Origin of the sequence: Microbacterium sp. RD1 (assembly GCF_052220165.1) — a bacterium.
GTDB lineage: Bacteria > Actinomycetota > Actinomycetes > Actinomycetales > Microbacteriaceae > Microbacterium.
Genome location: NZ_JBQPOL010000001.1, coordinates 1,086,015 through 1,108,700, shown reverse-complemented (window position 1 = coordinate 1,108,700; position 22,686 = coordinate 1,086,015). Strand labels below are relative to the sequence as shown.

At 69.0% G+C, this 22,686-nt stretch carries 28 protein-coding genes; 13 read left to right on the top strand and 15 right to left on the bottom strand.

Annotation, left to right across the window (positions count from 1 at the left end; translation table 11 throughout):
* Window positions 1-41 precede the first annotated feature (41 nt).
* From ACTU3I_RS05340 to ACTU3I_RS05325, 4 genes are read right to left on the bottom strand one after another with little or no spacing between them, the layout of a single operon-like run.
* Complete coding sequence (locus tag ACTU3I_RS05340; protein ID WP_442924611.1) at window positions 42-1,289, bottom strand: hypothetical protein; 1,248 nt, start codon at window positions 1,287-1,289, stop codon at window positions 42-44.
* The gene (locus ACTU3I_RS05335) at window positions 1,286-1,534 is read right to left on the bottom strand and encodes a hypothetical protein (RefSeq protein WP_442924610.1); all 249 of its coding nucleotides are present in this window, start codon (window positions 1,532-1,534) and stop codon (window positions 1,286-1,288) included. Before ACTU3I_RS05335 ends, ACTU3I_RS05340 begins: the two co-directional genes overlap by 4 nt.
* On the bottom strand, window positions 1,531-2,211 hold the full coding sequence (locus ACTU3I_RS05330) for a VOC family protein (RefSeq protein WP_442924609.1): 681 nt from the start codon (window positions 2,209-2,211) through the stop codon (window positions 1,531-1,533). The genes ACTU3I_RS05335 and ACTU3I_RS05330 overlap by 4 nt, the downstream gene beginning before the upstream one ends.
* Before the next feature lie 21 nt (window positions 2,212-2,232).
* The gene (locus tag ACTU3I_RS05325; protein ID WP_442924608.1) at window positions 2,233-2,994 is read right to left on the bottom strand and encodes a maleate cis-trans isomerase family protein; all 762 of its coding nucleotides are present in this window, start codon (window positions 2,992-2,994) and stop codon (window positions 2,233-2,235) included.
* A 176-nt stretch (window positions 2,995-3,170) separates the two neighbouring features.
* On the opposite strand from ACTU3I_RS05325, the gene ACTU3I_RS05320 reads away from it, so the two are divergent.
* Both ACTU3I_RS05320 and ACTU3I_RS05315 read left to right on the top strand, forming a co-directional pair.
* Window positions 3,171-3,626: a MaoC/PaaZ C-terminal domain-containing protein gene (locus ACTU3I_RS05320; protein ID WP_442924607.1), complete on the top strand. Its 456-nt coding sequence runs from the start codon at window positions 3,171-3,173 to the stop codon at window positions 3,624-3,626.
* An 89-nt stretch (window positions 3,627-3,715) separates the two neighbouring features.
* Window positions 3,716-4,438, top strand: a complete 723-nt coding sequence (locus tag ACTU3I_RS05315; RefSeq protein WP_442924606.1) for an alpha/beta fold hydrolase — start codon at window positions 3,716-3,718, stop codon at window positions 4,436-4,438.
* A gap of 231 nt (window positions 4,439-4,669) precedes the next feature.
* On the opposite strand, the gene ACTU3I_RS05310 is transcribed toward ACTU3I_RS05315, so the two are convergent.
* Window positions 4,670-5,629, bottom strand: coding sequence for an MBL fold metallo-hydrolase (locus tag ACTU3I_RS05310; RefSeq protein ID WP_442924605.1), 960 nt, complete (start codon window positions 5,627-5,629; stop codon window positions 4,670-4,672).
* A gap of 175 nt (window positions 5,630-5,804) precedes the next feature.
* Here ACTU3I_RS05310 and ACTU3I_RS05305 point away from each other — a divergent pair, with 175 nt between their 5' ends.
* Together ACTU3I_RS05305 and ACTU3I_RS05300 are read left to right on the top strand one after the other, a co-directional pair.
* Window positions 5,805-6,554 (top strand): SDR family NAD(P)-dependent oxidoreductase, encoded by a 750-nt coding sequence (locus tag ACTU3I_RS05305; protein WP_442924604.1) that lies wholly within the window; start codon window positions 5,805-5,807, stop codon window positions 6,552-6,554.
* An 82-nt stretch (window positions 6,555-6,636) separates the two neighbouring features.
* Entirely contained in the window at window positions 6,637-7,350 is a 714-nt protein-coding gene (locus ACTU3I_RS05300; protein ID WP_442924603.1) for a TetR/AcrR family transcriptional regulator, read from the top strand.
* A 4-nt stretch (window positions 7,351-7,354) separates the two neighbouring features.
* Here the strand turns inward: ACTU3I_RS05300 and ACTU3I_RS05295 are convergent, their stop codons facing one another.
* From ACTU3I_RS05295 to ACTU3I_RS05280, 4 genes are all read right to left on the bottom strand, one after another.
* Window positions 7,355-7,858 (bottom strand): nuclear transport factor 2 family protein, encoded by a 504-nt coding sequence (locus ACTU3I_RS05295; protein ID WP_442924602.1) that lies wholly within the window; start codon window positions 7,856-7,858, stop codon window positions 7,355-7,357.
* Window positions 7,859-7,960: 102 nt separating this feature from the next.
* The gene (locus ACTU3I_RS05290; RefSeq protein WP_442924601.1) at window positions 7,961-8,863 is read right to left on the bottom strand and encodes a fumarylacetoacetate hydrolase family protein; all 903 of its coding nucleotides are present in this window, start codon (window positions 8,861-8,863) and stop codon (window positions 7,961-7,963) included.
* Between the two features lie 5 nt (window positions 8,864-8,868).
* The gene (locus ACTU3I_RS05285; RefSeq protein WP_442924600.1) at window positions 8,869-9,765 is read right to left on the bottom strand and encodes a VOC family protein; all 897 of its coding nucleotides are present in this window, start codon (window positions 9,763-9,765) and stop codon (window positions 8,869-8,871) included.
* Between the two features lie 74 nt (window positions 9,766-9,839).
* Window positions 9,840-10,454, bottom strand: coding sequence for a PadR family transcriptional regulator (locus ACTU3I_RS05280; RefSeq protein ID WP_442924599.1), 615 nt, complete (start codon window positions 10,452-10,454; stop codon window positions 9,840-9,842).
* 94 nt (window positions 10,455-10,548) lie between these two features.
* Between ACTU3I_RS05280 and ACTU3I_RS05275 the strand changes: the two genes are divergently transcribed.
* Genes ACTU3I_RS05275 through ACTU3I_RS05260 form a run of 4 tightly spaced genes read left to right on the top strand, consistent with a single transcriptional unit; the run spans window position 10,549 to window position 13,179 of the window.
* Window positions 10,549-11,274: a class II aldolase/adducin family protein gene (locus ACTU3I_RS05275; protein WP_442924598.1), complete on the top strand. Its 726-nt coding sequence runs from the start codon at window positions 10,549-10,551 to the stop codon at window positions 11,272-11,274.
* Complete coding sequence (locus ACTU3I_RS05270) at window positions 11,271-12,176, top strand: VOC family protein (protein WP_442924597.1); 906 nt, start codon at window positions 11,271-11,273, stop codon at window positions 12,174-12,176. The genes ACTU3I_RS05275 and ACTU3I_RS05270 overlap by 4 nt, the downstream gene beginning before the upstream one ends.
* Complete coding sequence (locus ACTU3I_RS05265) at window positions 12,176-12,373, top strand: tautomerase family protein (RefSeq protein ID WP_442924596.1); 198 nt, start codon at window positions 12,176-12,178, stop codon at window positions 12,371-12,373. The genes ACTU3I_RS05270 and ACTU3I_RS05265 overlap by 1 nt, the downstream gene beginning before the upstream one ends.
* Window positions 12,370-13,179 carry an IclR family transcriptional regulator gene (locus ACTU3I_RS05260; RefSeq protein WP_442924595.1) on the top strand — a complete coding sequence of 270 codons (810 nt, stop codon included), beginning with the start codon at window positions 12,370-12,372 and terminating at the stop codon, window positions 13,177-13,179. The genes ACTU3I_RS05265 and ACTU3I_RS05260 overlap by 4 nt, the downstream gene beginning before the upstream one ends.
* Window positions 13,180-13,245: 66 nt before the next feature.
* Here the strand turns inward: ACTU3I_RS05260 and ACTU3I_RS05255 are convergent, their stop codons facing one another.
* Both ACTU3I_RS05255 and ACTU3I_RS05250 read right to left on the bottom strand, forming a co-directional pair.
* Window positions 13,246-14,733: an aldehyde dehydrogenase gene (locus tag ACTU3I_RS05255; protein ID WP_442924594.1), complete on the bottom strand. Its 1,488-nt coding sequence runs from the start codon at window positions 14,731-14,733 to the stop codon at window positions 13,246-13,248.
* Between the two features lie 27 nt (window positions 14,734-14,760).
* Entirely contained in the window at window positions 14,761-15,549 is a 789-nt protein-coding gene (locus tag ACTU3I_RS05250) for a 2-keto-4-pentenoate hydratase (RefSeq protein WP_442924593.1), read from the bottom strand.
* Between the two features lie 159 nt (window positions 15,550-15,708).
* Here ACTU3I_RS05250 and ACTU3I_RS05245 point away from each other — a divergent pair, with 159 nt between their 5' ends.
* Together ACTU3I_RS05245 and ACTU3I_RS05240 are read left to right on the top strand one after the other, a co-directional pair.
* Window positions 15,709-16,839: a quinone oxidoreductase family protein gene (locus tag ACTU3I_RS05245; protein WP_442924592.1), complete on the top strand. Its 1,131-nt coding sequence runs from the start codon at window positions 15,709-15,711 to the stop codon at window positions 16,837-16,839.
* 22 nt (window positions 16,840-16,861) lie between these two features.
* Window positions 16,862-17,326, top strand: a complete 465-nt coding sequence (locus tag ACTU3I_RS05240) for an SRPBCC family protein (protein WP_442924591.1) — start codon at window positions 16,862-16,864, stop codon at window positions 17,324-17,326.
* A gap of 93 nt (window positions 17,327-17,419) precedes the next feature.
* On the opposite strand, the gene ACTU3I_RS05235 is transcribed toward ACTU3I_RS05240, so the two are convergent.
* From ACTU3I_RS05235 to ACTU3I_RS05220, 4 genes are all read right to left on the bottom strand, one after another.
* Complete coding sequence (locus tag ACTU3I_RS05235; RefSeq protein ID WP_442924590.1) at window positions 17,420-18,217, bottom strand: SDR family NAD(P)-dependent oxidoreductase; 798 nt, start codon at window positions 18,215-18,217, stop codon at window positions 17,420-17,422.
* Window positions 18,214-18,615 carry a nuclear transport factor 2 family protein gene (locus ACTU3I_RS05230; protein ID WP_442924589.1) on the bottom strand — a complete coding sequence of 134 codons (402 nt, stop codon included), beginning with the start codon at window positions 18,613-18,615 and terminating at the stop codon, window positions 18,214-18,216. The genes ACTU3I_RS05235 and ACTU3I_RS05230 overlap by 4 nt, the downstream gene beginning before the upstream one ends.
* A 116-nt stretch (window positions 18,616-18,731) precedes the next feature.
* The gene (locus ACTU3I_RS05225) at window positions 18,732-19,508 is read right to left on the bottom strand and encodes an SDR family NAD(P)-dependent oxidoreductase (RefSeq protein ID WP_442924588.1); all 777 of its coding nucleotides are present in this window, start codon (window positions 19,506-19,508) and stop codon (window positions 18,732-18,734) included.
* 82 nt (window positions 19,509-19,590) lie between these two features.
* The gene (locus ACTU3I_RS05220) at window positions 19,591-20,166 is read right to left on the bottom strand and encodes a TetR family transcriptional regulator (protein ID WP_442924587.1); all 576 of its coding nucleotides are present in this window, start codon (window positions 20,164-20,166) and stop codon (window positions 19,591-19,593) included.
* Window positions 20,167-20,310: 144 nt separating this feature from the next.
* Here ACTU3I_RS05220 and ACTU3I_RS05215 point away from each other — a divergent pair, with 144 nt between their 5' ends.
* From ACTU3I_RS05215 to ACTU3I_RS05205, 3 genes are read left to right on the top strand one after another with little or no spacing between them, the layout of a single operon-like run.
* Entirely contained in the window at window positions 20,311-20,595 is a 285-nt protein-coding gene (locus ACTU3I_RS05215; protein ID WP_442924586.1) for a putative quinol monooxygenase, read from the top strand.
* Entirely contained in the window at window positions 20,592-21,089 is a 498-nt protein-coding gene (locus tag ACTU3I_RS05210; RefSeq protein ID WP_442924585.1) for an HtaA domain-containing protein, read from the top strand. Before ACTU3I_RS05215 ends, ACTU3I_RS05210 begins: the two co-directional genes overlap by 4 nt.
* Window positions 21,090-21,130: 41 nt before the next feature.
* Entirely contained in the window at window positions 21,131-22,666 is a 1,536-nt protein-coding gene (locus ACTU3I_RS05205; protein ID WP_442924584.1) for a diflavin oxidoreductase, read from the top strand.
* Window positions 22,667-22,686: the final 20 nt, after the last annotated feature.

The following is a 22,686-nucleotide window of genomic DNA, read 5'->3' as shown; positions in this document are numbered from 1 at the left end:
GCCTCGATGCTCCGGGTCGGGTACGAGCGCGGGGGTGGGTGTCAGGGGGTGAACCGGTCACCGAGCCACGTGCGCATCCGCTCGGATGCCAGCACGGCGCCGGGTACCCCGCCGCGATGCAGTGGGCCACCGAAGTGGGTGCCCTCGACGGCGTCGACCATGAGGTCCTCGCTGCCCAGCGCAGTCGCCATCGCCTGGATGTCGCCGGGGAAGGACGCCTGGTCGCCGGTGAACTCCAGCAGCAGGCTCGGAACGGTGACGTCGGGTGCGCAGCGCAGGAAGTCGGCGTTCGTCGTCGTGGCCGACCAGGTCGAGAGCCAGGCCTCGGGGGTGGAGAGACGACCGAACCCGACCAGCCCGTAATTGGTGAGGTCGGGGCGGCGACCGAAGAGCGAGCCGTAGGGGCGGTCGTTGGGGTCGAGGGAGAGGTCGACGTTGCGGAGGTCGGCATCGGTGCGCGGGACGAGGATCACTCGGGGCACCAAGGCCCTGCGACGATCCGCGGCGCTCTCGTGTGCGGCGAACGCTGTTCTGGCCGCATCCGCCTCGTCGACGAAGCGCTTCGCGGCCGCGTCGATCCGCCGGACCCGGGCGATCTGGGCCGAGCGGTAGCGTTCGATGAACTCGGCCGGGTAGGCGCTCGAGATGCCGGGCTCGGCGAATCCGTTGCGCGGATCGAAGGGATCGAGATCCGGGTCGACCGACAGCGGATCGGCCTCGTCCATGACCGAGGGGTCGATGACCCGCTGCAGGAGTGCGCCCTGTCCCGGGTGCGGGGCCAGGAAGACGATCCCGTCCGGAAGCGGCATCGGGACCTCGGCGAGCGCGACCGGGCGGCCCGACGGGGTGGCCGTCAGGCGGCCGGCCGGCGTGCGCGCGGCCTGGGAGGTGTAGAACGCCGACAGCGTGCCGCCCCCGGAGTGGCCCAGCAGCACCACGGAGGCGAATCCGGCCTCCCGGAGGAAGACCTGGCCGGCCGCGAGGTCGATGATCGCCTGCTCGTGAAGCAGCGTGAGGTCGTTGTTCGGCGACCGTGAACCCTGCGTCCACACCGCATACCCCTGCGAGAGCAGCAGCGGAACGAGCGGATGGTGGGTCACATCCTGGCGCGGATGCATGATCGCGACCACCGCCCGCGCGCCCGCGGGGGTCCGCAGCACACCGGTGACCCGGGCACCGTCGGCCGTCTGCAGCTCGTGCACCGAGGCGGCGACCGCGTGTGCGATGTCGACCTCGCCGATCTCGGCGTAGCGCCCGGCCCCCAGGCGTGTGGCGGACGAGGCGGTCATCGGGGCACCAGACGGAGCTCGTTGCCGTTCCACGCCTCGATCCGCCACCCCTTGATCCCGCCGATCCAGCTGTACCAGACCGCGTGGCGCGCTCCGGTGGAGCGCCGATCGACACTCACCGTGCCGTCGGCAGAGAGGACGAAGTACGGCCCGATGCGATCGAGGGTCACCTCGGGGTGCTGACTCGCGGTCTCGACGATGGGCACGTTCTCGGGAACGTCGAGGACGAACAGCCGCTGCGTCATCGGCGGACCGGACCTTCGGGACTCGGGATCAGCTCGCGCTCGGTGCTCTGCGCGGTCTGCCACGCCTCGGCACGCTCCATGATCAGTTCGGCCTTGCGGACCAGAAGCGCATCCATCGACGCCCCGGGCTGCTGCACGATCTCCACGAGAGCATCGATCGTGAGGTTGGCGTCGAGGTCTTCCTGAGGCGTCACGGGGCGCAGTGCCCGCGTGATCTCGAAGAAGTAGCCGTTCGGGTCGTGGGTGTAGATCGACTCGATCGTCTCGTGCTGGATCTGCATCTCGACGGGCCACTCGCTGTCGTCCAGGCGTCGCCGGTACTCCAGCAGGTGCTCCTCCGAGTCGACGTGCAGCGCGATGTGCCGCGAGCGGACGAAGAACTCCGAGGTGTCGGAGTCGAACCGCGCGTAGACGTCGCCTTTGCCGCGGCTGGTGTCCGGAGCGGGCATGCCGAAGTAGTAGAAGAACGCGATGCGGTCGTCGTTGCCGATGTCGAAGAAGAAATGGATGAAGTCGGGGTGGTCCTCGGGCCCCCATCCGGCCGCGCAGATCGAGTGCACGACCGGGAAGCCGAGCGTGTCGCGATAGAAGCGCACTGTCGCGGCGGGGTCGAAGGTCGGGAAGGCGGCGTGGTCGACACCGCGAACGAGGTGCTTGCCGTCGAGGGGAACAGTCATCGGGGGTAACTCCGTTTCGGATCAGGACGTTGCTGTGGCCAGGGGCGCGTCGACTCGCAGCAGCGATCCCGCGCCGGGGATGTCGATGGGAAGGCCCGTTGCCCGAAGGATCGAGTACGCGCCGGCGGTCGCCGCGGAGAGCACGGGGATGCCGAACTCCTGCTCAGCTCCCTCGATGAGATCGAACGACGGCATCTGCACGCAGGCCGAGATGATCAGCGCGTCGGCGTTGCTCCGGTCCAGCGACCGGGCGGCCTCCATGACGCGATTGCCCGGGATGCAGCCGACCTCGAAGTTGTCCTCCACCTCGAGTGCGCGCCAGTCGACGACCTCGATGCCTTCGGCCTCGATGTACTCGACGACCTTCTCGGCGAGGGGACGCATGTACGGCGTCACGAGGGCGACGCGCGAGGCGCCGAGCGCGCGGACGCCTTCGACGAGTGCGCCCGCGCTCGAGCGCACCTTCGCCTCGGAGCCGCCCGTGGCCAGTTGCTCGGCGATGAGCCCCTCCACGCGCTGGTGCTCCCCCGGGCCCATGACCATGAGTGCGACGAGGCAGGCGTAGAGGATCACGTCGGGACGTGCGTCGCCGAGCTCGAGGATCGTCCGTTCCCGCTGCGCGTTCATCGCCGCCAGCTGCTCCGGGGACACCCGGGCCATCCGCATCCGGCTGGAGTGGAAAGAGAACTGCGCGGAGGCGTGACGTCCGAGGATGGCGGGCATCTCGGTTTCCACCGTGGTGTTGGAGCTCGGAACGACGAGCCCGATTCGTGTGGGAGACATGGCACCCCTTTCGAGATCCCATGCTCGATCATTCGATTCGTCTTGTCAACATCTGCGTCAATATTTTGTCGTGTATGTCTGATAGACGTCGGCCCACCGGCTACGACGGTATCGTCGAATAGTCACCATGCTCGTTGCACCAACCATTGCCGCATCTCGGCGAGGAGGCAGTACCCATGACCGAACCGAGGCTCACACGGGCGGAAGACCTGGTCGTCGGCGAGCGCATCGAGATCGGCAGTCATACGCCGTCGCTCGAAGAGATCGTCACGTTCGCGCGGCAATGGGATCCGCAGGCCTTCCATGTGGACGAGGAGGCCGCCGCCGCCGGGTTCTTCGGCGGGATCATCGGCAGCGGCGTGCACTCGCTGGCGATCCTGCAGCGTCTGGCCGTGACGAATCTGCTCTCCACGTGGGACGTGATCGCGGGCCGCGCCATCCGCGACATCGAGCTGACCTCGCCGTTGCGGCCGGACGTGACCGTCTTCGGTACGGTGACCGTCGTCGCCGTCGCCCTCCGCGATGATTCCCGGGCGCTTGTGACGACTCGGGGCGAACTCCGAAACGCCGGCGGCCGTGCGATCCTCACCAAGACCGCCGACTCCTACGTGCGACGCCGCGCCGCGCAGTAGAGGGGGTCACGCTCAGCCGCCGGAACGCGTCATGCGGGCGACCGCAGCGCCTGCAGGCTCGCGGCACGCTCGCTCAGTAGGGTTGCCGGATGCTTCTGCACACCTCCTCGGCGGGTTCCGGCCCCCAGCACATCGCGCTGGTGCACGGTCTCGCCGGTGACGGTGAGACGTGGCACGACCTCGCCGAGATCGCGCTGGCAACGCGGAAGTACACCGTCACGACGGTGGATCTGCGTGGCCACGGACGCTCGGCGCGCGCGGCGTCCTACACCGTGCGCGAGTTCGCGGACGACCTCGTCGAGTCGCTGCCGAAGGGAGTGGACGACGTCATCTCCCACTCGCTCGGAGGCGTCGTGGTCGCCCACGCGATAGAGCGCCTCGCCCCGCGCCGGGCGCTGTATCTCGATCCGGGTTTTCGCGTCGCACTGCCCACCGGCGGCCTCGGCGGATGGCTGGTGCGCAACGCCCGCTTCACTCTCCCGCTGTTCATCGCCGCCCGCGGGCGTGGCGTGCGGGCGGCCGCGGTCACCCCCGAGAACGAGGTGCGCGTCGCCGCTGCTCGCCAGCGCTGGGACCGTCGGATGGCGCTACGGGTGTTCCAAGACGTCGCGACCCATCCCCGCCCGGTCGGCGCGTCGCGCGTCCCGTCCACGGTGCTGCTGTCGGAGGACGCGCGATTCGTCGTCCCCGACCCGCTGCCCGCAGAACTGGCTTCCGAGGGCTGGGACATCCGGCGCATCTCCGGCCTCGGCCACTCGTTGTTCCTGGAGGACGCGCAGGCCGTGTGGGAGCGCATCTCCGACGTCGTGTGACGCGGCGGCGGGCGGCCCGGTCAGACCCGGCGCGCGGGGGCGGGATCGAGCCGGGGGAGAACGATCCGTCCCGCGGCGACACGTCGGACAGCCCTAAGGTGCACGATTGGATCTCCGTGCCCGGGAACCGACTCTCTTGAGCTCGTCTACGAGCCCATAGGTGGCCGTCTGCTCATGGTCGTACACGCGGCGAGGCGTCATCCCGGGGCCCGGCGGTCGTCGCCTCGACGATCAGATGGCGGGCTCCGGGACGAGGCGGTAGCCCTCGTCGTCCGCGACGATGTAACCGGCGCTCGTGCCTCCGAAATGCGTACCCAGTACCAGGAGGTCGGTGCCGGCGGCGGACTCATAGAAGACCCGCCGGTTCCGGGCCGACATCCCACCGTCCCAGTCCCCCTGCGAGCTCCAGTCCGGGCGTGCGATCTGAATCGGGTGATGGATGAAGTCGCCGGTGATGAACGCCGAGTCGCCCTCGGACTCGATCCGCACGCTGTGGTGCGCCGATGTGTGGCCAGGCGTCGACACGTAGCGCACGCCCGGCGCGATCTCGGCGTCGGAGGCGACAAGTTCGAGGAGCCCGGCGTCGATCACCGGCTGCAGGGACTCCGCCTGGATCAACGTCGTCTGGTCGGAGAGAGCACGCCCGTCCGCGTGGAAAGCCCGCGCGATCAGGTCGACCTCCTCACCACCCCCCTCCGCCGCGGCCGGCTCATCGGAGGGGATGATCTGCGCGAGATGACGCTCGTACTCCTCCGCGACCAGCACCAGGCGCGCGTGGGGAAAGGTCGGGACCCAGGCGCCGGCCTCATCCTGGACGGCGCACCAGCCGACGTGGTCGAGGTGCAGGTGCGTGAGGAGGACGACGTCGATGTCCTCGCGCCGATATCCCGCCTCGGCGAGACGATCCAGGAAGTCGGTGTGCAAGCCGGTCCAGATCGGCTGCATCGGGTAGTTCTTGTCGTTGCCGACACCGGCGTCCACGAGGATGACGGTCTCCCCGTCGTCGATGACATAGGAGTGGATGTCCCAGAGCGTCTGGCCGGCGTCGTTGGCGTAGTACGGCCTCATCCAGTCGATACCGAGGACGACATCCGGTGTCGCCTGTGTGATGAGCCCGTCGAGCAACCCGACCTCGATGGGCAGCTCGGGAACGTCCGTGATGCTGAATCTTCCAACCTGCCACCTCGTCATGGCGATCCTTCCTCGTGGGGACTAAGACGAGTGTGCCATAGTTCCTTACAGTCGCGTCGATCTATTGACAGTGATGACAGCATTTCCCTAGCATCGGATGCTCGCAACGAAACGAGGATCGACGATGACCCAGTTACGACGCCCACTCCCCGTTCCCGATGACGGCGGGCCTTGGATGGCCCGGAGACGCCTGGCAGGCAAGGTCGCGATCATCACGGGCGGCGGACGCGGCATGGGAGCCGCGACGGCGCGTCTCTTCGCCGAGGAGGGCGCGTCCGTCGTGGTGACGGACGTCGACGATGGACTCGGGGGCGCCCTCGCCGACGCGCTCGGCCCCCACGCGACGTACGTTCATCACGACGTCGCGGTCGAGGCCGACTGGGCGGCGCTGATCGAACGAGTGGAGGCCGAGCACGGCCACATCGATGTGCTCGTCAACAACGCCGGCATCTCGCGGGAGAACTCCGTCGACGATTTCTCCGCTGACCACTTCGACCTGATGGTGGGCGTGAACCAGCTGGGGGTGATGCTCGGCATGCGCGCGGTGGCCGCTCCGATGCGCCGAGCCGGCGGCGGCAGCATCGTGAACATCGCCTCCGCCGCCGGCGTGCGCGGCGAGCCGGAGCTTCTCGCCTACACCGGCACGAAGTTCGCCGTACGCGGCATGACGCAGGTGGCGGCATCCGAACTCGCCCAGGACGACATCCGTGTCAACGTGATCAATCCCGGCGTCATCGATACCCCGATGCACCAGCAGAACTCCGCCGAGCGGCAGGAGTGGCTCGTCGAGCGGATCCCGCTGAAGCGCTTCGGGCGCCCGGAGGAGATCGCCCGGACCGCGCTCTTCCTCGCCTCGGACGACGCGTCCTACATCACCGGCGCCGACATCTCCGTGGACGGCGGCATTCTGCTCAACCGACGCTGACCTCGCCCCCGAGCGACTCGATCGTCGATCACCTGAGACGAAGAGTTGACGCGTCCGTCACAGCAGCGTGTACCGTGAATCCATGAGCGAGACTCACAGCGGCCCCGGGGGCGGGAAGCGCGGAGTGCGGCGGGGATTGGTCGAGCAGGAGATCTTCGAACAAGCCACCCGCCTTTTCGCGCAGCGGGGGTTCTCGGGAACCAGCTTCCAGGACATCGCCGACGCGGTCGGCTTGACGCGCCCCGCGCTGTATCACTACGTCAGCAGCAAGGACGAGCTTCTCGCCAAGCTCGTCACCGAGGTGACGGTGGCCGCGGCCACCGAGGTCGCAGACATCGCGCGCCAAGAAGAGCTGTCGGCCACCGAGCGGATGCGAGACATCGTGCGACACCTCGTGCACCAGCAGGGCGAGCACGGCGAGCGCTTCCGGCTGCTGCTGCGCTCCGAAGCCGATCTCCCCGAGTCCGTCGCCGATTCGTACACCGCCAACCGGCGGGCGGTCCTGCGCTCGATCACCCGCGTCGTCGAGGAGGGGGTCGCGCTCGGCGAGTTCCGTCCCGTCACTCCGACGATCGCCGCCCTGGGCGTGCTCGGCGTCGTGAACTGGGTCGCCTGGTGGTATCGCCCAGGAACCGGCGGCGACGTGGACGCCGTATCCGCCGAACTCGCCGAATTCGCCATCCACGGCCTCGCGGCAGAGCCGGGGCGGCTGACGTCGGCGACCCCGACCGACGTCCTCCGCAGCGTCCGTCGCGAGATCGATCGCCTCGAGGAGCTCCTCCGCCGCTCCGGTTAGGGCTTCAGGAGGTCACGGTGCGGTCGTAGATCTGCTGGTTGCCCCGCTGCCAGTGCACGATCTGCTGCATCCGGACGATGCGCCATCCCGCGCCCAGGCGAGCGAGGGTGTACTCGTAGTACCCGACCTGCTGATGCCACGGATCGCCGGTGGCGTCGCGGAGGTAATGCGTCGCGTTGAGGGTGGACCACGCGACGGCGCGGTCGCCCTCGATGGCGATCTGCGGATTCGCGCTGATGTGCTGCGTGGCCGTGTAGGACGTGAAGACCTTCTCGACGACCCTCGCGAGCTCGGAGCTCTTCATGGTGCGCCATCCCCCGGTACGGATCAGGTTCACCTCGACCTCCTCCGCGAAACAGGACAGGAAGTCGTCCCAGCGCAGCCGGTCGATCGCGAAGGCGTACCTGCCCAGGAGGTCGGCGATCTCGGCGCGGTCCTCCAACGCCCGAAGCCGTTCCTCGATCGACCGATCCGACATGACGGGTACCTCCATGAGCTCGGCGCGCATCCCTCATCGTGACTGCGATCGCGGATCCATGCTCCGACATTGCCGTTATGTTGTCAACGCATCCGTAAAAGCGAGCGGGGAACCGACAGCGACGAAGCGGACCTAACCGAGAGCGATGAACCGGTTGGAGATGCGACCGATGCCAGCGATCTCCGCCGTGACGACGTCGCCGTCCCTCAGCCATTCCCCCCGGGCCGCTCCCACGCCGGCGGGCGTGCCCGTGAGGATCACGTCGCCGGGCTCGAGCGTCAGAAGCCGGCTGGCGCCGGCGATGAGCCGCTCGATACCGATCACCAGACCGGCAGTGCTGCCGCGCTGCTTCACCTCCCCGTTGACGTCCAACGTCATCTCGAGGTTCCCGGGGTCGGCGATCTGCCATGCGGGGATGATCCCGGGCCCGAGCGGGCAAGACGCGTCCAGCGACTTGTGCGCGATCCAGTCGAAGCGAAAGGGCTCCTGCACGGCCTCGGGACGCGCGAAGAACCCGCGCGCAGAGACGTCGTTGGCCACGACGTAGCCGGCCACGTGCGACATCGCCTCCGACGCGGAGACGTTCGCGCAGCGATCCGCGATCACCACGCCGAGCTCGACCTCCCAGTCCGTCCGCGACTGCTCCGTGAGCGGAAAAGCGATATCGGCGTACGGGCCGATGACGGTCGTGGTGGGTGCCTTGAGAAAGAAGAACGGGCTCGCCACGGGGTCGGGCCGGGCGGTTCCCATCTCGGCGGCGTGGTCGTAGTAGTTCGCGCCTGCGCAGATGACCTTCCGCGGGTAGGTGATCGGCGCGACGATCTCGGCCTCCGGAACGACGGTCAGCGTCGCGGGGTCGAGCCGGCGCAGGAGCGGCTCGACGTCACGCCAGCGATCGAGCAGCTCGATCGCCGTGGCGGGAAGCCCTTCGGGGGCGCGCAGGATGAGGCCGTCGGCGAGGATGCCGAGGGTCGGAACCCCCGCGACTTCGTACTGCGCGAGGGCCCACGACGCCGTGCGGGGCGCGTTCGCCACCGCGTTCAATGCTCGATCATCTCGAAGTTGATCGGACCCCAGGAGTTCACCGCGGCGAGGTCGACCTCCCACGTCTTCGGATACTGCGGGAAGTCCTCGTGCCACGGCCGAGGCTCGAAGTAGCCCTTCTCGTCGTGGATGACGTCGAGTTGCGTGAACAGTTCCACGTTGTTGCCGTCGGGATCCTTGTGGTACGTGAAGACGTTGTGCCCGGCTCCGTGGCGGCCGGGGCCCCAGTGCAGGCGGATGTCGCGTTTGGCGAGATGGTCCAGCATCGTCTGCAGATGATCGAGGGATCGCATCTCGTAGGCGACGTGATGCAGCCCCGAGAACTTCTTCGACGCCATGAAGTTCGCCGCGTGGTGATCGGAGTTGCACCGGAGGAAGACGAAGAAGTCGCCGATCGTGTCCGACCACCGGAAGCCGAGAAGTCCCTCGTAGAACGCCTGGACGGGGGCGAGGTCGTCGACGAACCCTGCAACGTGCCCGAGCTTCGTCGGGCGAAGCGGCGGGTACCCCTGGACGCCGCTGGAGGACTGCTGGTCGTACAGGTGGATCTCGACCCCCGTGGTCGGCTCCGCCAGGACGAGCACGTCCGGGGTCGCCGGGGCGATGTCCGAGCGGCGCGACACGTCGTAGCCGGCGGCGGTCAGCCGCCGCTCGGCATCGGCGACCGACTCGCGGATCTCATAGCCGACCACCCCTCGCACCCGGGGGGCGTCGGCCTGAGTGATGACGACGCTGTGGTGGTCGAACGTGGTCGTGAGGTACGCCTCGCGGGCCGACCGCTCGACGACGGCGAAGTCCAGACCACCCTCGTAGTAGTCCACCATGCGGTCGACGTCGGGGGTCTCGACGGATATATAGCCGAGCTTGGTCACGTTGACGGCGCTGCCACTCATGGGTGCTCCTTCGGGTCCATGGTCACGATTTCGCCATGCTATGGCGCGGGGATCCCGTCGGGTGAAGCGGCGAGTCAGTGAGCGGGACGGTCGGCGTGCGCGGTCACCGGGGAGCCCGACGACGCGAGGATGCGACGGGCCTGCTCCGCCCACTCGGCGCGCGAGCGAGCTGACTCGATGAGATGCGTGAACACATGGGCCTTCAATGCCGCGATGCGGTCGTGGTCGGCGGGGTCTCTCTGGGAGAGCCGCTCCTTCAGGAGAGGAGTGTCCTTCGCGAGGAGGCGCTCGCGATGGGCCTCCCATTGCGCGATGAGCGTCCGCAGATCCTCGATCTGGTGCGCGAGGACATCGTCCGCTTCGGCGGGCTCGATCATGTCGAAGAAGAGAGCCTGCAAGAGCTGTGGATCGCGGATGGTCGGGGTGTCCATGGGCGACCTCAGCCACTCCCGGAGCGCGTGTCGGCCGTCTTCGGTGATGGAGTACTGGACGCGGCGCATCTTCTCGCCCCGCACCTGATCCTCGCCCTGTACCAGCCCTTCTCCCTCGAGCTTGCGCAGCAGCGGGTAGATCTGACTCTGCGGTGCCGACCACACCCAGCGCGCACTGGACTCGAACATCCGCGTCAGCTCGTATCCGCTCATGGAGCGGGCGTCGAGGACGCCGAGGATCGCGTACTGCAGGGACATGTCGTCGAGCCTAGCTCTGCACCGACATCTCTCGATTGATATCTCTACATATACATGTTCTACTAGTTGCAATCTACGGCCGAAGGAGACGCTCATGGCGAGCGAGACACCCCGTGGCCCCGACACGGCGGCGGTCACGCGCGAGTTGCGCCAGGGCGCCGGAGCGGTCGCCCGAGCCGGACTCGCCGACGCTTTCGGACACGTATCGGTGCGGCGGGGAACGAGCATCTCCATCACGCGAGCGGTACCCCTGGCCGTCTTCGCATCCGACGGCGAGCCGGTCGAGGTCGCCCTCGACGCCGTCACACTGCCGACGGGCGCGCCTATGGAGGCGTGGCTGCACGTGGCCCTCGCGGCAGCGCGACCCGAGATCGGCGCGGTGGTTCGCGCTCAGCCCCCCGCGGTGGCGGCTTTCGCCACCCTCCGCCGCGAACTGCCGATCCTCCATGGCCACGGCGCGCTGCTGGGGGGTACGCATCTGGTGCCGGATTCGATCCTCGTCCGCGAACGACCGCGCGCCGAACGGATCGCCGCCGGTGCTGCCGGGCGTGCCGCGATCATCCTGGCCGGCAACGGCGCGGTGACCGTGGGGGCTGATCTGGCGCAGGCCGTCGCGCGCATGTGGGTGCTGGAGGCATCCGCTCGGCTGGCCCTGGACGCGCTGTCGGCCGGCGAACCGGTTCCCCTCCCCGCCTGGGAGGTGCACTGGTGGACCGAGCGCGCCAGTGAGCTCCTCCCCCGCATCTACGCCTACCTGACGACGAATGAAGCAGCGAGCGTCTCCGTCGCCGCCGCCCGAGAGAAGGAGAGAACACCATGATCGAACTGACGGACATCGCCTACGTGCGATCGGGAACGTCGGATGCCGCCGAGGCGATCCGCTTCGCGACCGAGATCGTCGGCCTCGAATATCGAGGCGCCGAAGACGGCGTCCACTACCTCCGCTCCGACTGGCGCCACCACTGCCTGTCGTATGTCGAGGGTGAGTCGGGGGTGCTCAGCTCGGGACTGAGCGTGCGGGATTCCGCGGCGTTGGCCAGAGCCGAAGAGGAGCTGTCGTTGGCCGGCGTGCCGGTGGTCCGCGGCACGGCGGAAGAGGCACGTTCGCGTCGCGTCAGAGAGTTCATCTCCTTCGACGACCCCTGGGGGAACCGCTTCGATCTCGTGACCGACCAGGTCAACGACACCGCGCCGGTGAGGTTCACCCGGCCTGCGGGCATCTCGGAGTTCGGCCATGTGTGCGTGGACGCACCGGATGTCCGCGTGGCCTACGACTGGTGGAGCTCGCTGTTCAACCTGCGTATCAGCGATTGGATCGGTGAGAACGCCGCCCTCATGCGCTTCGACGAGGTCCATCACAAGCTTGCGGTGTTCCGCGGCGATCGGCCGGGGCTGTGTCACATGAATTTCCAGGTCGACAGCATCGACGACATCATGCGCAGCTGGCACTTCCTCGAGCGCGAGGGCGTCGAGATCGAGCAGGGGCCCGGCCGTCACCCGCAGTCGACGGCGATCTTCCTCTACTTCAAGGGCCCGGAAGGACTCACGTACGAGTACTCGTACGGCGTCCGTCGCATCGAGGACGACGCGACGTGGCAGCCGCGCTACTTCGACCCGGCTCTGCCGCATCACATCGACCTGTGGGCGGGGCCGGGCCAGCGCCCCTCCACGCAGTATCAGGTTCGCCGGCCGCTGTCCTCCGACGTGCTTCAGGACGCCTGATGCCCCTCGTCGAAGTCACCCTGTCCGACGGACGCGATCCGGAGCAGTTGCGCACCCTCCTCGGGGCGATACACGACGCCGTACACCAGAGCATCGGAGCGCCGGAGGCTTCCATCCGGGTGATCCTCCGAGAAGTCCCGGCCGAGCACTGGCTGTCCGGAGGGGTCACACTGGCGGAGAAGGCGGCGTCGCGATGAGCATCGTCTCCCTCGAAGACGCCTCGGCCGGCGACAGCCGGTCGATGATCGGACGCGTGGCGGCGATCCTGCGGGCATGCGACCCCACGGGCGCGGGGATCGGGATCTCGGAGCTTGCTCGCCGCACCGAGCTGCCGAAGTCATCCGTGGCCCGTATCGTCGGCGAGCTGGTCGAGCACCGGCTGCTCGAGCGCGACGGGTCGGGGGTTCGGTTGGGGATCCGGATGTTCGAGCTCGGCGAGTCGGTCTCCCGCCCCAGAGACCTCCGCCGTGCGGCCCTTCCCACGATGGCCGATCTGCGCTCGACGCTGAACCTGACGATCCACCTGGCCGTGCTGGAGTGCTCCGAGGTCGTCTACATCGAGGTCCTCCGCGCACGCGAAGCCCCGCCGCTGCGCTCGCGGGTGGGTGGTCGACTTCCCGCGCACTCCACCGCCGTCGGTAAGGCGCTGCTGGCGTGGTCGCCGGATTCGATCGTGGATGAAGCGCTGGCTCGCCCTCTCACCCCGCTCAGCCCCGTGACGATCACCTCGCCGGCCGACCTGCGCCGTGAGCTGGGCGCCGTGCGCGACAGCGGCGTCGCGTGGGATCACGAGGAGAGCCGCGTCGGGATCTCGGCCGTGGCGGCGGCCGTGCTGGGACCGGACGGCACACCCGTCCTGGCGATCTCCGCAGCCGGATGGAGCGCAGACGTGGTGCCCGATCGCGTCGTCCCGGCGGTGCGCGCGGCTGGCGCCGGCCTGGCGCGCCTGCTCGGGCGCCACCCGCGGCTGCTCGCTCCCTCCGCCGGTCGATCGGCGTCCTAGGCGCGATCCGACGCGGTAAGACAGAAGGGGGGCGCGCGCCGACGCGTCCCCCTTCTGCGCTCTTCGTCAATGCGCGGGAGGCTCCATCTGCATGACGACGGCCTTCGGCTCGGTGAAGAACTCGCGGCTGAAGGTACCGCCCTCCCGGCCGACCCCCGACTGCTTGGCACCACCGAAAGGCGCACGGAGGTCGCGGATAAAGAAGCAGTTCACCCACACCGTGCCCACGACCAGGCGGCTGGACACGCGGTGCGCGCGGGAGAGGTTCTCGGTGAACACCATCGCGTTCAGGCCGAAGGGCGAGTCGTTGACGAGATCGACGACTTCGTCCTCCGTGTCGAACGCGCGGATCGTGACGACCGGGCCGAAGATCTCCTCGCGCTGATGACGTGAGGACTCCAGCGGCTCGAGGATGACCGTCGGCTCCACGAACCATCCGTCGCCGTACCCGCCGGCGATCTTCTCTCCGCCCGATTCGGCGATCGTGTCGATGAAACCGCGGACCTTCTCGTAGTGGATCTCGCTGGAGAGCGGCCCGATCTGCGTCGCAGGGTCCTTCGGATCCCCCGGCCGCATCGCTCGGGACGCGGCGACGAAGCGACGAGTGAACTGCTCGAGGAGGTCCCGCTGCACATAGATACGACTCCCCGCGAGGCACACCTGTCCCGCGTTGGTGAAGATGGCGCGGATCGACCAGTCCACCGCGTTGTCGATGTCGGCGTCGGCGAACACGACGTTGGCGCCCTTTCCTCCCAGCTCGAGGCTCACCGGAGTGAGGTTCGAGCTGGCGGCGCGGGCGATGATCTTGCCGGTGGCCGACTCCCCGGTGAAGGTGATCCGGTCCACGTCGGGGTTCTCGGTCAGAGCCTGACCGGCGGAATCCGGGCCGTATCCGTGGACGACGTTGAAGACCCCGGGCGGCATGCCCGCCTCGAGCGCCAGGCGAGCGAGGATCGTCGCGCTGGTGGGCGAGTCCTCGGCGGGCTTCAGGACGACGGTGTTGCCCCATGCCAGCGCGGGCGCGACCTTCCAGCTCTCCAGCATCATGGGGAAGTTCCACGGGGCGATCGCCACGACGACGCCCGCGGGGTCGTAGCGCGTGTACGCGTGGTGCCCGGAGTCCATCGGGTACACCTCGGACGGCGTCAGCGCGGCGTGGTCGGCGAAGAAGCGGAAGTTCATCGCCGTTCGCGGCACGTCGTTGCCTCGCGACTGCGTGATCGGCTTGCCCATGTCGCGCGTGTCGGCGAGGGCCAGCTCGTCGGCGTGCTCCTCGATGAGGTCTGCGAACCGGTGGATGATCCCTCGGCGCTCCCCCGCCGTCATCCGGGGCCACGGGCCCGAATCGAAGGCTCGGCGCGCGGCCGCCACCGCCCGGTCGGCGTCGGCCCTGCCACCGAGGGCGAGCCGAGCCCATGGCCGGCGCGTGTACGGGTCGACGCTCAGGAACGACTCGCCCGAGAGGGACGCAACCTCTTCGCCGTCGATGATATGACCGAAGAAATGCAGCTCTTCGGCGCCGGACGCGGTGTCCGAGATCGCGGTGTCCGTCATGGGGTCCTTCTTCCTCAGGGGTCGAGTTCACACGCCGCGAACGGCGACGGTGCCCAGATGCGCGAAGCGGGCCTCGATCCGACCGTCTTTCGCGATGGTCTTGGCGTCGGTCATCCCGCCCGAGAGGACGACATCGCCGGCTCTGAGCCGGTCGCCGCGGCCGGCCAGGTCGTTGGCCGCGAAGGCGAGCGCGGCGTAGGGATCCCCCATCACGGCGGCCCCCGTCGCCGAATCGACGACCTCGCCGTCCACCAGAAGGTCCACCGTCTCGCTGACCACCGATACCTCATCGGGCGCCACGCCGTCGGTCGTCAGGACGAACAGGGCGGATGAGGCGTTGTCGGCGATGACGTCGGGCAGCCGGAAGAGGTAGTCGCGAAACCGGCTGTCGATGATCTCGATGGCTCCGTGGACGCGGGCGACGCCGGCCCGGGCGTCCTCGGCGGTGACCCCGGGTCCGACCAGGTCGCGGCCCAGCACGAAGGCGATCTCGGGCTCCGCCTTGGCGTGGATGAGCGTGTCCAGCGGCACGTCCTGCCCGGCCAGACGCATGTCGGCGGTGAGGACGCCGACGATGGGTGCGTCCACCGACATCTGGCGCTGCTTGGCGGGCGAGGTCAGGCCGAGTTTGATGCCGATGCGGGGGTGGCCGACGGCCGCGCGGAGGGCTATGCCTCTGGCCTGCACCTCGTAGGCGGTCTCGGTGTCGAGCGACTCCCACTGGTCCGTCAGGCGGGCGAGGTCTGCGCGCTGGGACTCTGCATCGGCGAGTCGGCGCGCAGCGGCATCGATGCGCTGTGTCCTGGCGGTCGGCATGTCTCTCCTTCGGCTGTGCTGCGCTCCGAGTCTCGGAGGCGATCACCGTCGCCGCCAAGACGCGTGCCGGTCACTGGGACGGGTCCGTGGTGCTCGTCGGCCGTGTGTGGGAGAAAGGATCGAACCCGCGCGGATGCGGGTGAAGGCAGGTGAGCGAGCATGATCGAGACGGCCGACGAACGGACCGCCCCCTATCAGACCGAGTTTCTGACGTGGCCCACCCTCCCGCCACAGGTACCGCTCCGCATGTGGGCCATGCCCTTCCGCGAGTTCGGACCGCCCGAGGTGCTGCGAGAGGAAGAGCTGCCGACGCCCGAGCCGGGGCCGGGAGAGGTGCTCGTGCGAGTGGCCGCAGTGAGCGTGAACCGGCTGCTCGACCTGGCGGCGCGGGCGGGCACGCACCCTTACGCCCACTTCCGCCTGCCGCACGTGCTCGGAGCCGAGCACGCCGGCACGATCGCTGCCGTCGGCAGGGACGTCACGGGGATCTCCGTCGGTGCCCATGTCGGCGTGAACCAGGTGCTCAACCCCGTGGATGACGAGTTCGTCCGGGCCGGGCGGGCTGACCTCTCCCCTCATCTGCAGATCCTCGGGGTGCACCGCCCCGGCGCGTACGCCGAATACTGCGTGGTTCCCGCCGCGAACGTCACGGTCGTGCCCGAGGGCGTTGATCCGGCGCAGGCGACGGCGCTGGCCGGCTCGGGCGCGGTCTCCGCGCACCAGTTCCTCCAGGTCGGGGGTGTACACCCCGGCATGAACGTGATCGTGCCCGGCGCGACGAGTGGTCTCGGATCGACCGCCGCCCTGCTGGCCCGCCACCGCGGAGCGAACGTCATCGTGACCTCGAGAGATCCGTCCAAGCGGGCACGGTTGCGCGAGCTGGGCTTCGAGCACGTCCTCGACGCCGTCGACGACTCCTTCGCCGCTCAGGCGCGCGACGCGTTCGGCGGGCGCGGCGCCGACATCATCGTCGACAATCTGGGCGCGGCGGAGGTGTTCGCCCACGAGCTGGACGCGCTGCACCCGGGAGGAACCATCGTGTCCTCCGGGGCCTTCCTCGGTGAGAGACTCGAGTTGAACATGCTGCGGCTCTATTCCCAGGGCTACCGCATCGTGGGGGTGCGCACGGCGACCCCGGAGTCGGTCAGGGCGCTGTGGGACGACGTCGCCACCGGATTTCGCACCGTGGTGGATCGTGCGTTCCCGCTGCGGGACGCGCCCGCGGCCCATCGCTACGTCGAGGCCTCAGCCAACGTCGGACGGGTGGTCCTCGCGCCCTCGGCGCGGTGACACCCGCGAAAGGAGAAGAACGATGATCTATGTCACCCATGCCCTCCCGGTGAACGAACCGGGCGAGCCGACCCTCTCACGCGAGCAGGTGTGGGACGGGCTGGTCATGAAGGCGAACAACGCCCTTCCGTTCGTGCCGGCCATGACCAGCTGCGAGGTGACCGCGCGGCTGTCGGACACGGTGTTCGATCGAGACATCGAGTTTCGTGGGCAGAGCTTCACGGAGCGGATCAGCCTTTTCGCTCAGGAGCGCGTCGTGTTCACCCGCATCGCCGGGCCGGTTCTCGGCACGATCGCGAACGAGATCGAACAGGACGCCGAGGGGCTCCACCTGCGGTTCTCCTTCGCGCTCGTCGTGACCGACGTCGTCCCCGGCTCGGCGCAGGAGCAGGAGTACGCCGACGGCATGACCGCCGACTATCTGAAGGCCGTCGCGGCGACGCTGTCGGCGATGCGCCGGGTCGCCGCCGAGACCGCCGGGGTCTGATCGGGCGAAGCGGAGAGGGTGGGAGGCGCGAACGCCTCCCACCCTCTTCTCGTGCGCCCGTTCGCCGGCGGGTGCGGACCGTCCTGCTTCGCCTCAGCTGTAGAGCGCGCGGATGCGGTCGGTCTCCGCATCGTCACGCCATCCGGCGGTCGCTCCGCCGTCGACGGAGTAGTTCTGCCCGGTCACCCACGAGGACTCGTCGGAGGCGAGGTACAGCGCCATGTAGGCGATGTCGTCGCCCGTGCCGGGGCGCTGGATCAAATGGTTGCCGAGCTGCCACGCACGGCCCTGCGGGTCGACGGCACCGTCGGTCGCCGGGGACGACACGAAGCCCGGTGCGATGGAGTTCGCGCGCACGCCGTACCGAGCGCCCTCGGCGGCGAGCGCCCTCGTCATCGAGATGACGCCCCCCTTCGCCGCCGCGTGCGCAACCTGACCGAGAGGTTCGATCCCTCGCAATGCGGAGTACGACGCGGTGTTGATCAGCGAACCGCCCTCCGCGCACAGCGGCCCCCATGCGGCGCTGGTGGTGTGGAAGACGATGTCGAGCTCGACGGCCATGACGTGCCGCCACAGCTCCAGGCTCATCCCGCCGAACGGAGCGAACCCGTACCCCGCAGCGTTGTTGTAGAGCACGTCGATACCGCCGAGCTCGGAGACCGCGGCCTCCACCCAGGCGGCTGCCGAGGAGTTGTCGCTGAGGTCGACAGTGTGTCCGCTGACGTCCCACCCCTGCTCCCGCAGTGCACGGGCGGACTCCTCCGCACCACGGAGGTCGCAGCCCGCGACCCGCGCACCCTCGCGCGCGAAGAGCCGCTGGGCCGCTTCTCCTTGACCACCGCCCGTGCCCGTGATGAGCACGCGCTTGCCGGCCAGGCGCTCCCCCGTCATGCGCTCTGCAGCGCGCGGGCGGCAGCGGGGACCTGGTCCAGCGGCGCGTAGATCGGCGAGACGTCGATCACGATCTGCCAGTCGGCGACCTTGTCGCCCTCCCAGGTGAGGATGTCCACATTCGGGGTGAAGACATGCTCGCCGTCGCCGCGGATGTACTCGACGTCGATCACCGCGACGGTCGTGTCGGCGTCGACGTCCCAGACCGCGCGGATGTGATGGTGCATGCCCCCGATGGTGCCGAAGAAGCCGGAGATGCCGGCTTCGACGGCTTCGTGGCCGTACACCGCGTCGGCGTTGCCGAAGCGGAATCGCACGTCGTCGGTGAGGTGCGCGGTGAACGCCGTGGGCTCCATCTGGTCGATGGCGGCGAAGATCTCACGGGTGTTCCTGGTCATGAGCTGCTCCTTTGAAGCCGTTGTCCCCCCGGTCGGCCCGGGTCCTTCGGAATCTAGTCCGGGCCGGTGCGCCGGCCCAGGCGTCGCCCCACTCAGTGGCACGGCATCCGTCCCCGTCAGCGCAGCAGTCCGCCGTCGACCCACAGGGTCTGTCCGGTGAGGAAGGCGGCGTCGTCAGAGGCGAGGAAGGACACCGCACCGACGAGGTCGGCCGGCAGCCCCGGCCGCTTGATCGCCTGCATCTGCGGCACGATCTCGAACAGCTCGTCAGGACTCGTGGCGACCGGCGTGCGCGTCAGGCTCGGCCCCACCGCGTTGACGGTGATGCCGAACTCTGCCAGCTCCGTCGCCGACGCCCGGGTGAACCCGATGACCGCCATCTTGGAGGCGATGTAGTGCGAGAGGGCGGGGATGACCAGGCCGACGGAGTTCGACGTGATGTTGACGATGCGACCCCACCCCAGCTCCTTCATGTGCGGCGCGCACGCCTGCGTGGTCAGGAAGACCGCGTCGACATTGATGCGGAAGACTTCGCGCCACTGCTCGTATGTCATCCCCTCCAGCGGCTGCAGGGGGTAGATGCCGGCGTTGTTGACCAGCACCGCCACGGGTCCCAGCTTCTCCGCGACCTCGGCGACGGCGGCTCCGACCGCATCCGGATCCCGCAGGTCGACGACGACCCCGATCGCTCGAACGCCGAGGGCTCGGACCGCCTCGACCGTCTCGGCGGGGAAGACCGCGTCGAGGATCGCGACGTCGGCGCCATCCCCCGCCAGGCGGAGGGCCTGAGCCTGCCCGAGATTTCGCGCGCCGCCGGTGACGATGGCGACTCGTCCGGCCAGCCGCCCCGGCGTCGGCGATGCGGACGCGGTTTCCGTGGTGTTCTCACCCATTGCGTTCTCCTCCTCGAGAGACGCTCATTGTGTGCACCCCGCAGGCGGGGCCGGCAACGCGCGTGCCGGAGGGTGGGACGGGTCAGTCCTCGGCGCCCCACACCGGCAGCAGGGCGAGCACCCGCGCCGTCGTCCGATCGACGTCCAGGTCGTCGTCGGTTCGCACGATATGGAGGAGGAGTGCCATCGTTCCGCCGGCGATGTAGCGGGCGAGATCGTCGACGTCGATGCTGGGCGGCCGCGTGGGGATCGCCAATGCCGTTGCCCGCACCTGGGTGGCAAGCAGGTCGATCAGCGTCTCGTGCGCACGACGGCCCGCGGTCAGCGTGTCCACGCCGACGTAGAGGGCGCGATGCTCGACGACGTGCTCGACGAGTTCTCGCACGGTCAGATACGCCATGCGGATGGGGCGGTCGGCGCCGCTCTCACGCCGCTCGAGGTCGGCTCGGCCGAGCTGGGAGAAGCGCTCGCGGAACATCTCGACGGCGAGATCTTCGAGGCCCGCGAAATGCGTGTAGAAACTGCCCCGGCTGACACCCGCGCGCTGCAGGACGTCCTGCACCGTGATGGGCTCGTGACGTTCGAGCATGAGCGCCTCCGCCGCCCCGAAGATCGCCCGACGGGTGCGTTCCACACGGACGCTCTCCCGCTCGATCACGGCCCGATGATATCGCCGCGGCGCTCCCGCGCCCTGCACGCCGGGACGAAGGCTTGACACGGAGATGAACATGTGTCCAGAATCCACCACTAACTGGACATGTGTTCAGTTCACCCTCTCCGCTCACAAGGAAGTGAGGCACCGATGCCCACCGAATTCATCCGTCTCGTCATCCATCCCGGTCAGCGCGGCGCGTTCTTCGCCGCTGTCGGGGAAGTCGGGCCGGCCTATCTCGCCCAGCCGGGCGTCGGCGACGCACGTTTCTTCACGCAGGACGACGACGCGGACACCGTGCTCGCGGTGATCGAGTGGGAGTCGGACGCCGCGCTCGATGCGGCAGTCGCAAGCCCCTCCGGTCAGGCCTTCCTCGGGGCGATCGGTCCGCTCCTGGCCGAGGCGCCCGACCTCCGGCGGGCATCGCAGGTATGAGCGCCGGCTTCCAGACGATCGATCGCCTCGAGGTCGCGCCCGCGCTCGTGGGCATGGGCTGGCCGGTGCGCGAGTCGTTCCTGCGCTACCTCGCGGGGCTCCCCGACGGGCGCGCGAGCGCCGTCGGGGGCGCTCGAGAGGACGCGCGGTGGGGATTCGTGTTCCCTCCGCGCGTGGCGCGCTTCGACGAGCACAGCGGAGAGGGGGTGCTGCACTTCGGCGGCACCGTGCGATTCTCCGGTCACTTCGGCATGCTGGCGCTGGACGTCGTGCGTCCGTCCCTTCAGCTCGGCGCCATGGGCGGCACGCTGTTCGCCGACGACGTGCCGCTGGCGGAGGTCGACTACAGCTTCGCGATGGCCGGCGGCGCCGCCACCTGGACGCTCCCCGGGGTCCGGCTCACTGCGCCGGGCGTCGACGTCTTCGGCGGCATGTACGAACCCGGCGCGGACCTCGCGCCGATGAGGATCCGACTCGAACGGCCGGCGTCGTGAGCGCGCCGGCTCTTCTTCCCGATTCGTCATCGCGATCCACGATGCCCGGTGATGTCGTCGTGCTCTTCGCGACGGAGTCCGGCAACGCCGAGAGCGTCGCACGGGCGACCGAGGGCGCGGCGCGGGCTCTCGGGCTGTCCGTCCGCGCTTCCGACATGTTCGACGTGTCGCCCTCCGACGTCACGGATGCCGCGACAGTTCTCATCGTCGCTGCCACCGCCGGCGAAGGCGAGCCCCCCGAGCGTGCGATCCGGTTCTTCGACGCGCTGATGAGCGAGGAAGCGCCGCGATTCGACGGAGTCGATTTCGCCGTGCTCGCGCTGGGCGATCGCGCGTACGCGAACTTCTGCGGCCACGGCGAGAAGCTGGACGCGCGGCTGGCTGAACTGGGCGGGCGGCGCCTTGCGGAGCTCGTGCGATGCGATTTCGAGTACGAAGCCACCGCATCCGCCTGGATCGCGGAGGTGATACCGCCGCTGAGGGATGCCGGCGACACCGCCGCCGTGCGCGCCGTCGCGATCGAGACGCCCGGCACCATCGTCGACGCCGTCGTTCACGAGCATCGCCCCCTGTCCGCCCCCCATGCCGAGCGGCAGTCCGCCCACATCACGGTGACCTTCGCGCGGAGCATCCCCTACGAACCCGGCGACCTCGTCGACGTCACCCCCGAGAACACGACAGCCGTCGTCTCCGAGCTGCTGTCCGCTGCCCGGTTGGACGACCCGCAGCTCGCCGGATCCCTCCGCGTCGGCTACGACGTGACCACCCTCACCAGCGACGCGCTCGACTGGCTCGCACAGCGCGCGACCGACGGCGAACTCGCGCAGTTGCGGGACGACCCCGCGGCGCTCTCACGCTACGCGGCGACGTCGCGATTGTCGGATGCGATTCGAGCGAGCGGACGGCCGGTCAGCGCCGATGAGCTTCGAACCCTGGTCCGCACCATGGCTCCCCGCTCCTACTCGATCGCTTCCAGCCCGCTTGCGCACGAAGGCGGAGCGGACCTGCTGGTGGCGGAGCTGAGGTGGGAGGAGAAAAGGGCACCGTCGGGCGTCCGGCGCGGGGTCGCCAGCGACGACCTCCTCAGCAGCCGTGCGGCCGGTTCGGAACTGACGGTACGCGTCCGGCCCAATCCGCACTTCCGGCCACCGCATCCGGCGACCGACCTCATCATGATCGCCGCAGGCTCCGGCGTCGCTCCGTTCCGCGGTTTCGTCCAGCATCGCCGGTTGACCGGTGCGCCGGGACGCAACTGGCTCCTGTTCGGTCATCGCCGCCGTGACGCCGATTTCCTCTACGAGGACGACTGGCGGCAATTCTTGGCGGACGGATCGTTGACGCGACTGGACACCGCGTTCTCCCGCGATCAGCGCGAGAAGCTCTACGTCCAGCATCTGCTCGAGCGCGAGGCGGAGGAGCTGACCTCCTGGATCGCTGCGGGAGCGGCGGTCTACATCTGCGGCGACCGGAGGATGGGGGCGGATGTGGAGGCGACTCTCGATCGCATCCTCCGCCCGACCGGACTCGGGGCCGCAGGCCTCGCGAGCCAGGCCCGGCTCCGCAAAGACACCTACTGACGCGCACACGCCGATCGGCA

Bases quoted from the DNA above. Each gene is read 5' to 3' on its own strand.
- ACTU3I_RS05230 (WP_442924589.1), bottom strand. From the start codon at position 18,615: ATGACCAGGAACACCCGTGAGATCTTCGCCGCCATCGACCAGATGGAG.
- ACTU3I_RS05300 (WP_442924603.1), top strand. From the start codon at position 6,637: ATGAGCGAGACTCACAGCGGCCCCGGGGGCGGGAAGCGCGGAGTGCGG.
- ACTU3I_RS05250 (WP_442924593.1), bottom strand. From the start codon at position 15,549: ATGCCGACCGCCAGGACACAGCGCATCGATGCCGCTGCGCGCCGACTC.
- ACTU3I_RS05305 (WP_442924604.1), top strand. From the start codon at position 5,805: ATGGCCCGGAGACGCCTGGCAGGCAAGGTCGCGATCATCACGGGCGGC.
- ACTU3I_RS05325 (WP_442924608.1), bottom strand. From the start codon at position 2,994: ATGTCTCCCACACGAATCGGGCTCGTCGTTCCGAGCTCCAACACCACG.
- ACTU3I_RS05225 (WP_442924588.1), bottom strand. From the start codon at position 19,508: ATGGGTGAGAACACCACGGAAACCGCGTCCGCATCGCCGACGCCGGGG.
- ACTU3I_RS05315 (WP_442924606.1), top strand. From the start codon at position 3,716: ATGCTTCTGCACACCTCCTCGGCGGGTTCCGGCCCCCAGCACATCGCG.
- ACTU3I_RS05340 (WP_442924611.1), bottom strand. From the start codon at position 1,289: ATGACCGCCTCGTCCGCCACACGCCTGGGGGCCGGGCGCTACGCCGAG.
- ACTU3I_RS05235 (WP_442924590.1), bottom strand. From the start codon at position 18,217: ATGACGGGGGAGCGCCTGGCCGGCAAGCGCGTGCTCATCACGGGCACG.
- ACTU3I_RS05255 (WP_442924594.1), bottom strand. From the start codon at position 14,733: ATGACGGACACCGCGATCTCGGACACCGCGTCCGGCGCCGAAGAGCTG.
- ACTU3I_RS05260 (WP_442924595.1), top strand. From the start codon at position 12,370: ATGAGCATCGTCTCCCTCGAAGACGCCTCGGCCGGCGACAGCCGGTCG.
- ACTU3I_RS05240 (WP_442924591.1), top strand. From the start codon at position 16,862: ATGATCTATGTCACCCATGCCCTCCCGGTGAACGAACCGGGCGAGCCG.
- ACTU3I_RS05245 (WP_442924592.1), top strand. From the start codon at position 15,709: ATGATCGAGACGGCCGACGAACGGACCGCCCCCTATCAGACCGAGTTT.
- ACTU3I_RS05310 (WP_442924605.1), bottom strand. From the start codon at position 5,629: ATGACGAGGTGGCAGGTTGGAAGATTCAGCATCACGGACGTTCCCGAG.
- ACTU3I_RS05215 (WP_442924586.1), top strand. From the start codon at position 20,311: ATGCCCACCGAATTCATCCGTCTCGTCATCCATCCCGGTCAGCGCGGC.
- ACTU3I_RS05335 (WP_442924610.1), bottom strand. From the start codon at position 1,534: ATGACGCAGCGGCTGTTCGTCCTCGACGTTCCCGAGAACGTGCCCATC.
- ACTU3I_RS05265 (WP_442924596.1), top strand. From the start codon at position 12,176: ATGCCCCTCGTCGAAGTCACCCTGTCCGACGGACGCGATCCGGAGCAG.
- ACTU3I_RS05280 (WP_442924599.1), bottom strand. From the start codon at position 10,454: ATGTCCCTGCAGTACGCGATCCTCGGCGTCCTCGACGCCCGCTCCATG.
- ACTU3I_RS05320 (WP_442924607.1), top strand. From the start codon at position 3,171: ATGACCGAACCGAGGCTCACACGGGCGGAAGACCTGGTCGTCGGCGAG.
- ACTU3I_RS05275 (WP_442924598.1), top strand. From the start codon at position 10,549: ATGGCGAGCGAGACACCCCGTGGCCCCGACACGGCGGCGGTCACGCGC.
- ACTU3I_RS05330 (WP_442924609.1), bottom strand. From the start codon at position 2,211: ATGACTGTTCCCCTCGACGGCAAGCACCTCGTTCGCGGTGTCGACCAC.
- ACTU3I_RS05210 (WP_442924585.1), top strand. From the start codon at position 20,592: ATGAGCGCCGGCTTCCAGACGATCGATCGCCTCGAGGTCGCGCCCGCG.
- ACTU3I_RS05205 (WP_442924584.1), top strand. From the start codon at position 21,131: ATGCCCGGTGATGTCGTCGTGCTCTTCGCGACGGAGTCCGGCAACGCC.
- ACTU3I_RS05270 (WP_442924597.1), top strand. From the start codon at position 11,271: ATGATCGAACTGACGGACATCGCCTACGTGCGATCGGGAACGTCGGAT.
- ACTU3I_RS05295 (WP_442924602.1), bottom strand. From the start codon at position 7,858: ATGCGCGCCGAGCTCATGGAGGTACCCGTCATGTCGGATCGGTCGATC.
- ACTU3I_RS05285 (WP_442924600.1), bottom strand. From the start codon at position 9,765: ATGAGTGGCAGCGCCGTCAACGTGACCAAGCTCGGCTATATATCCGTC.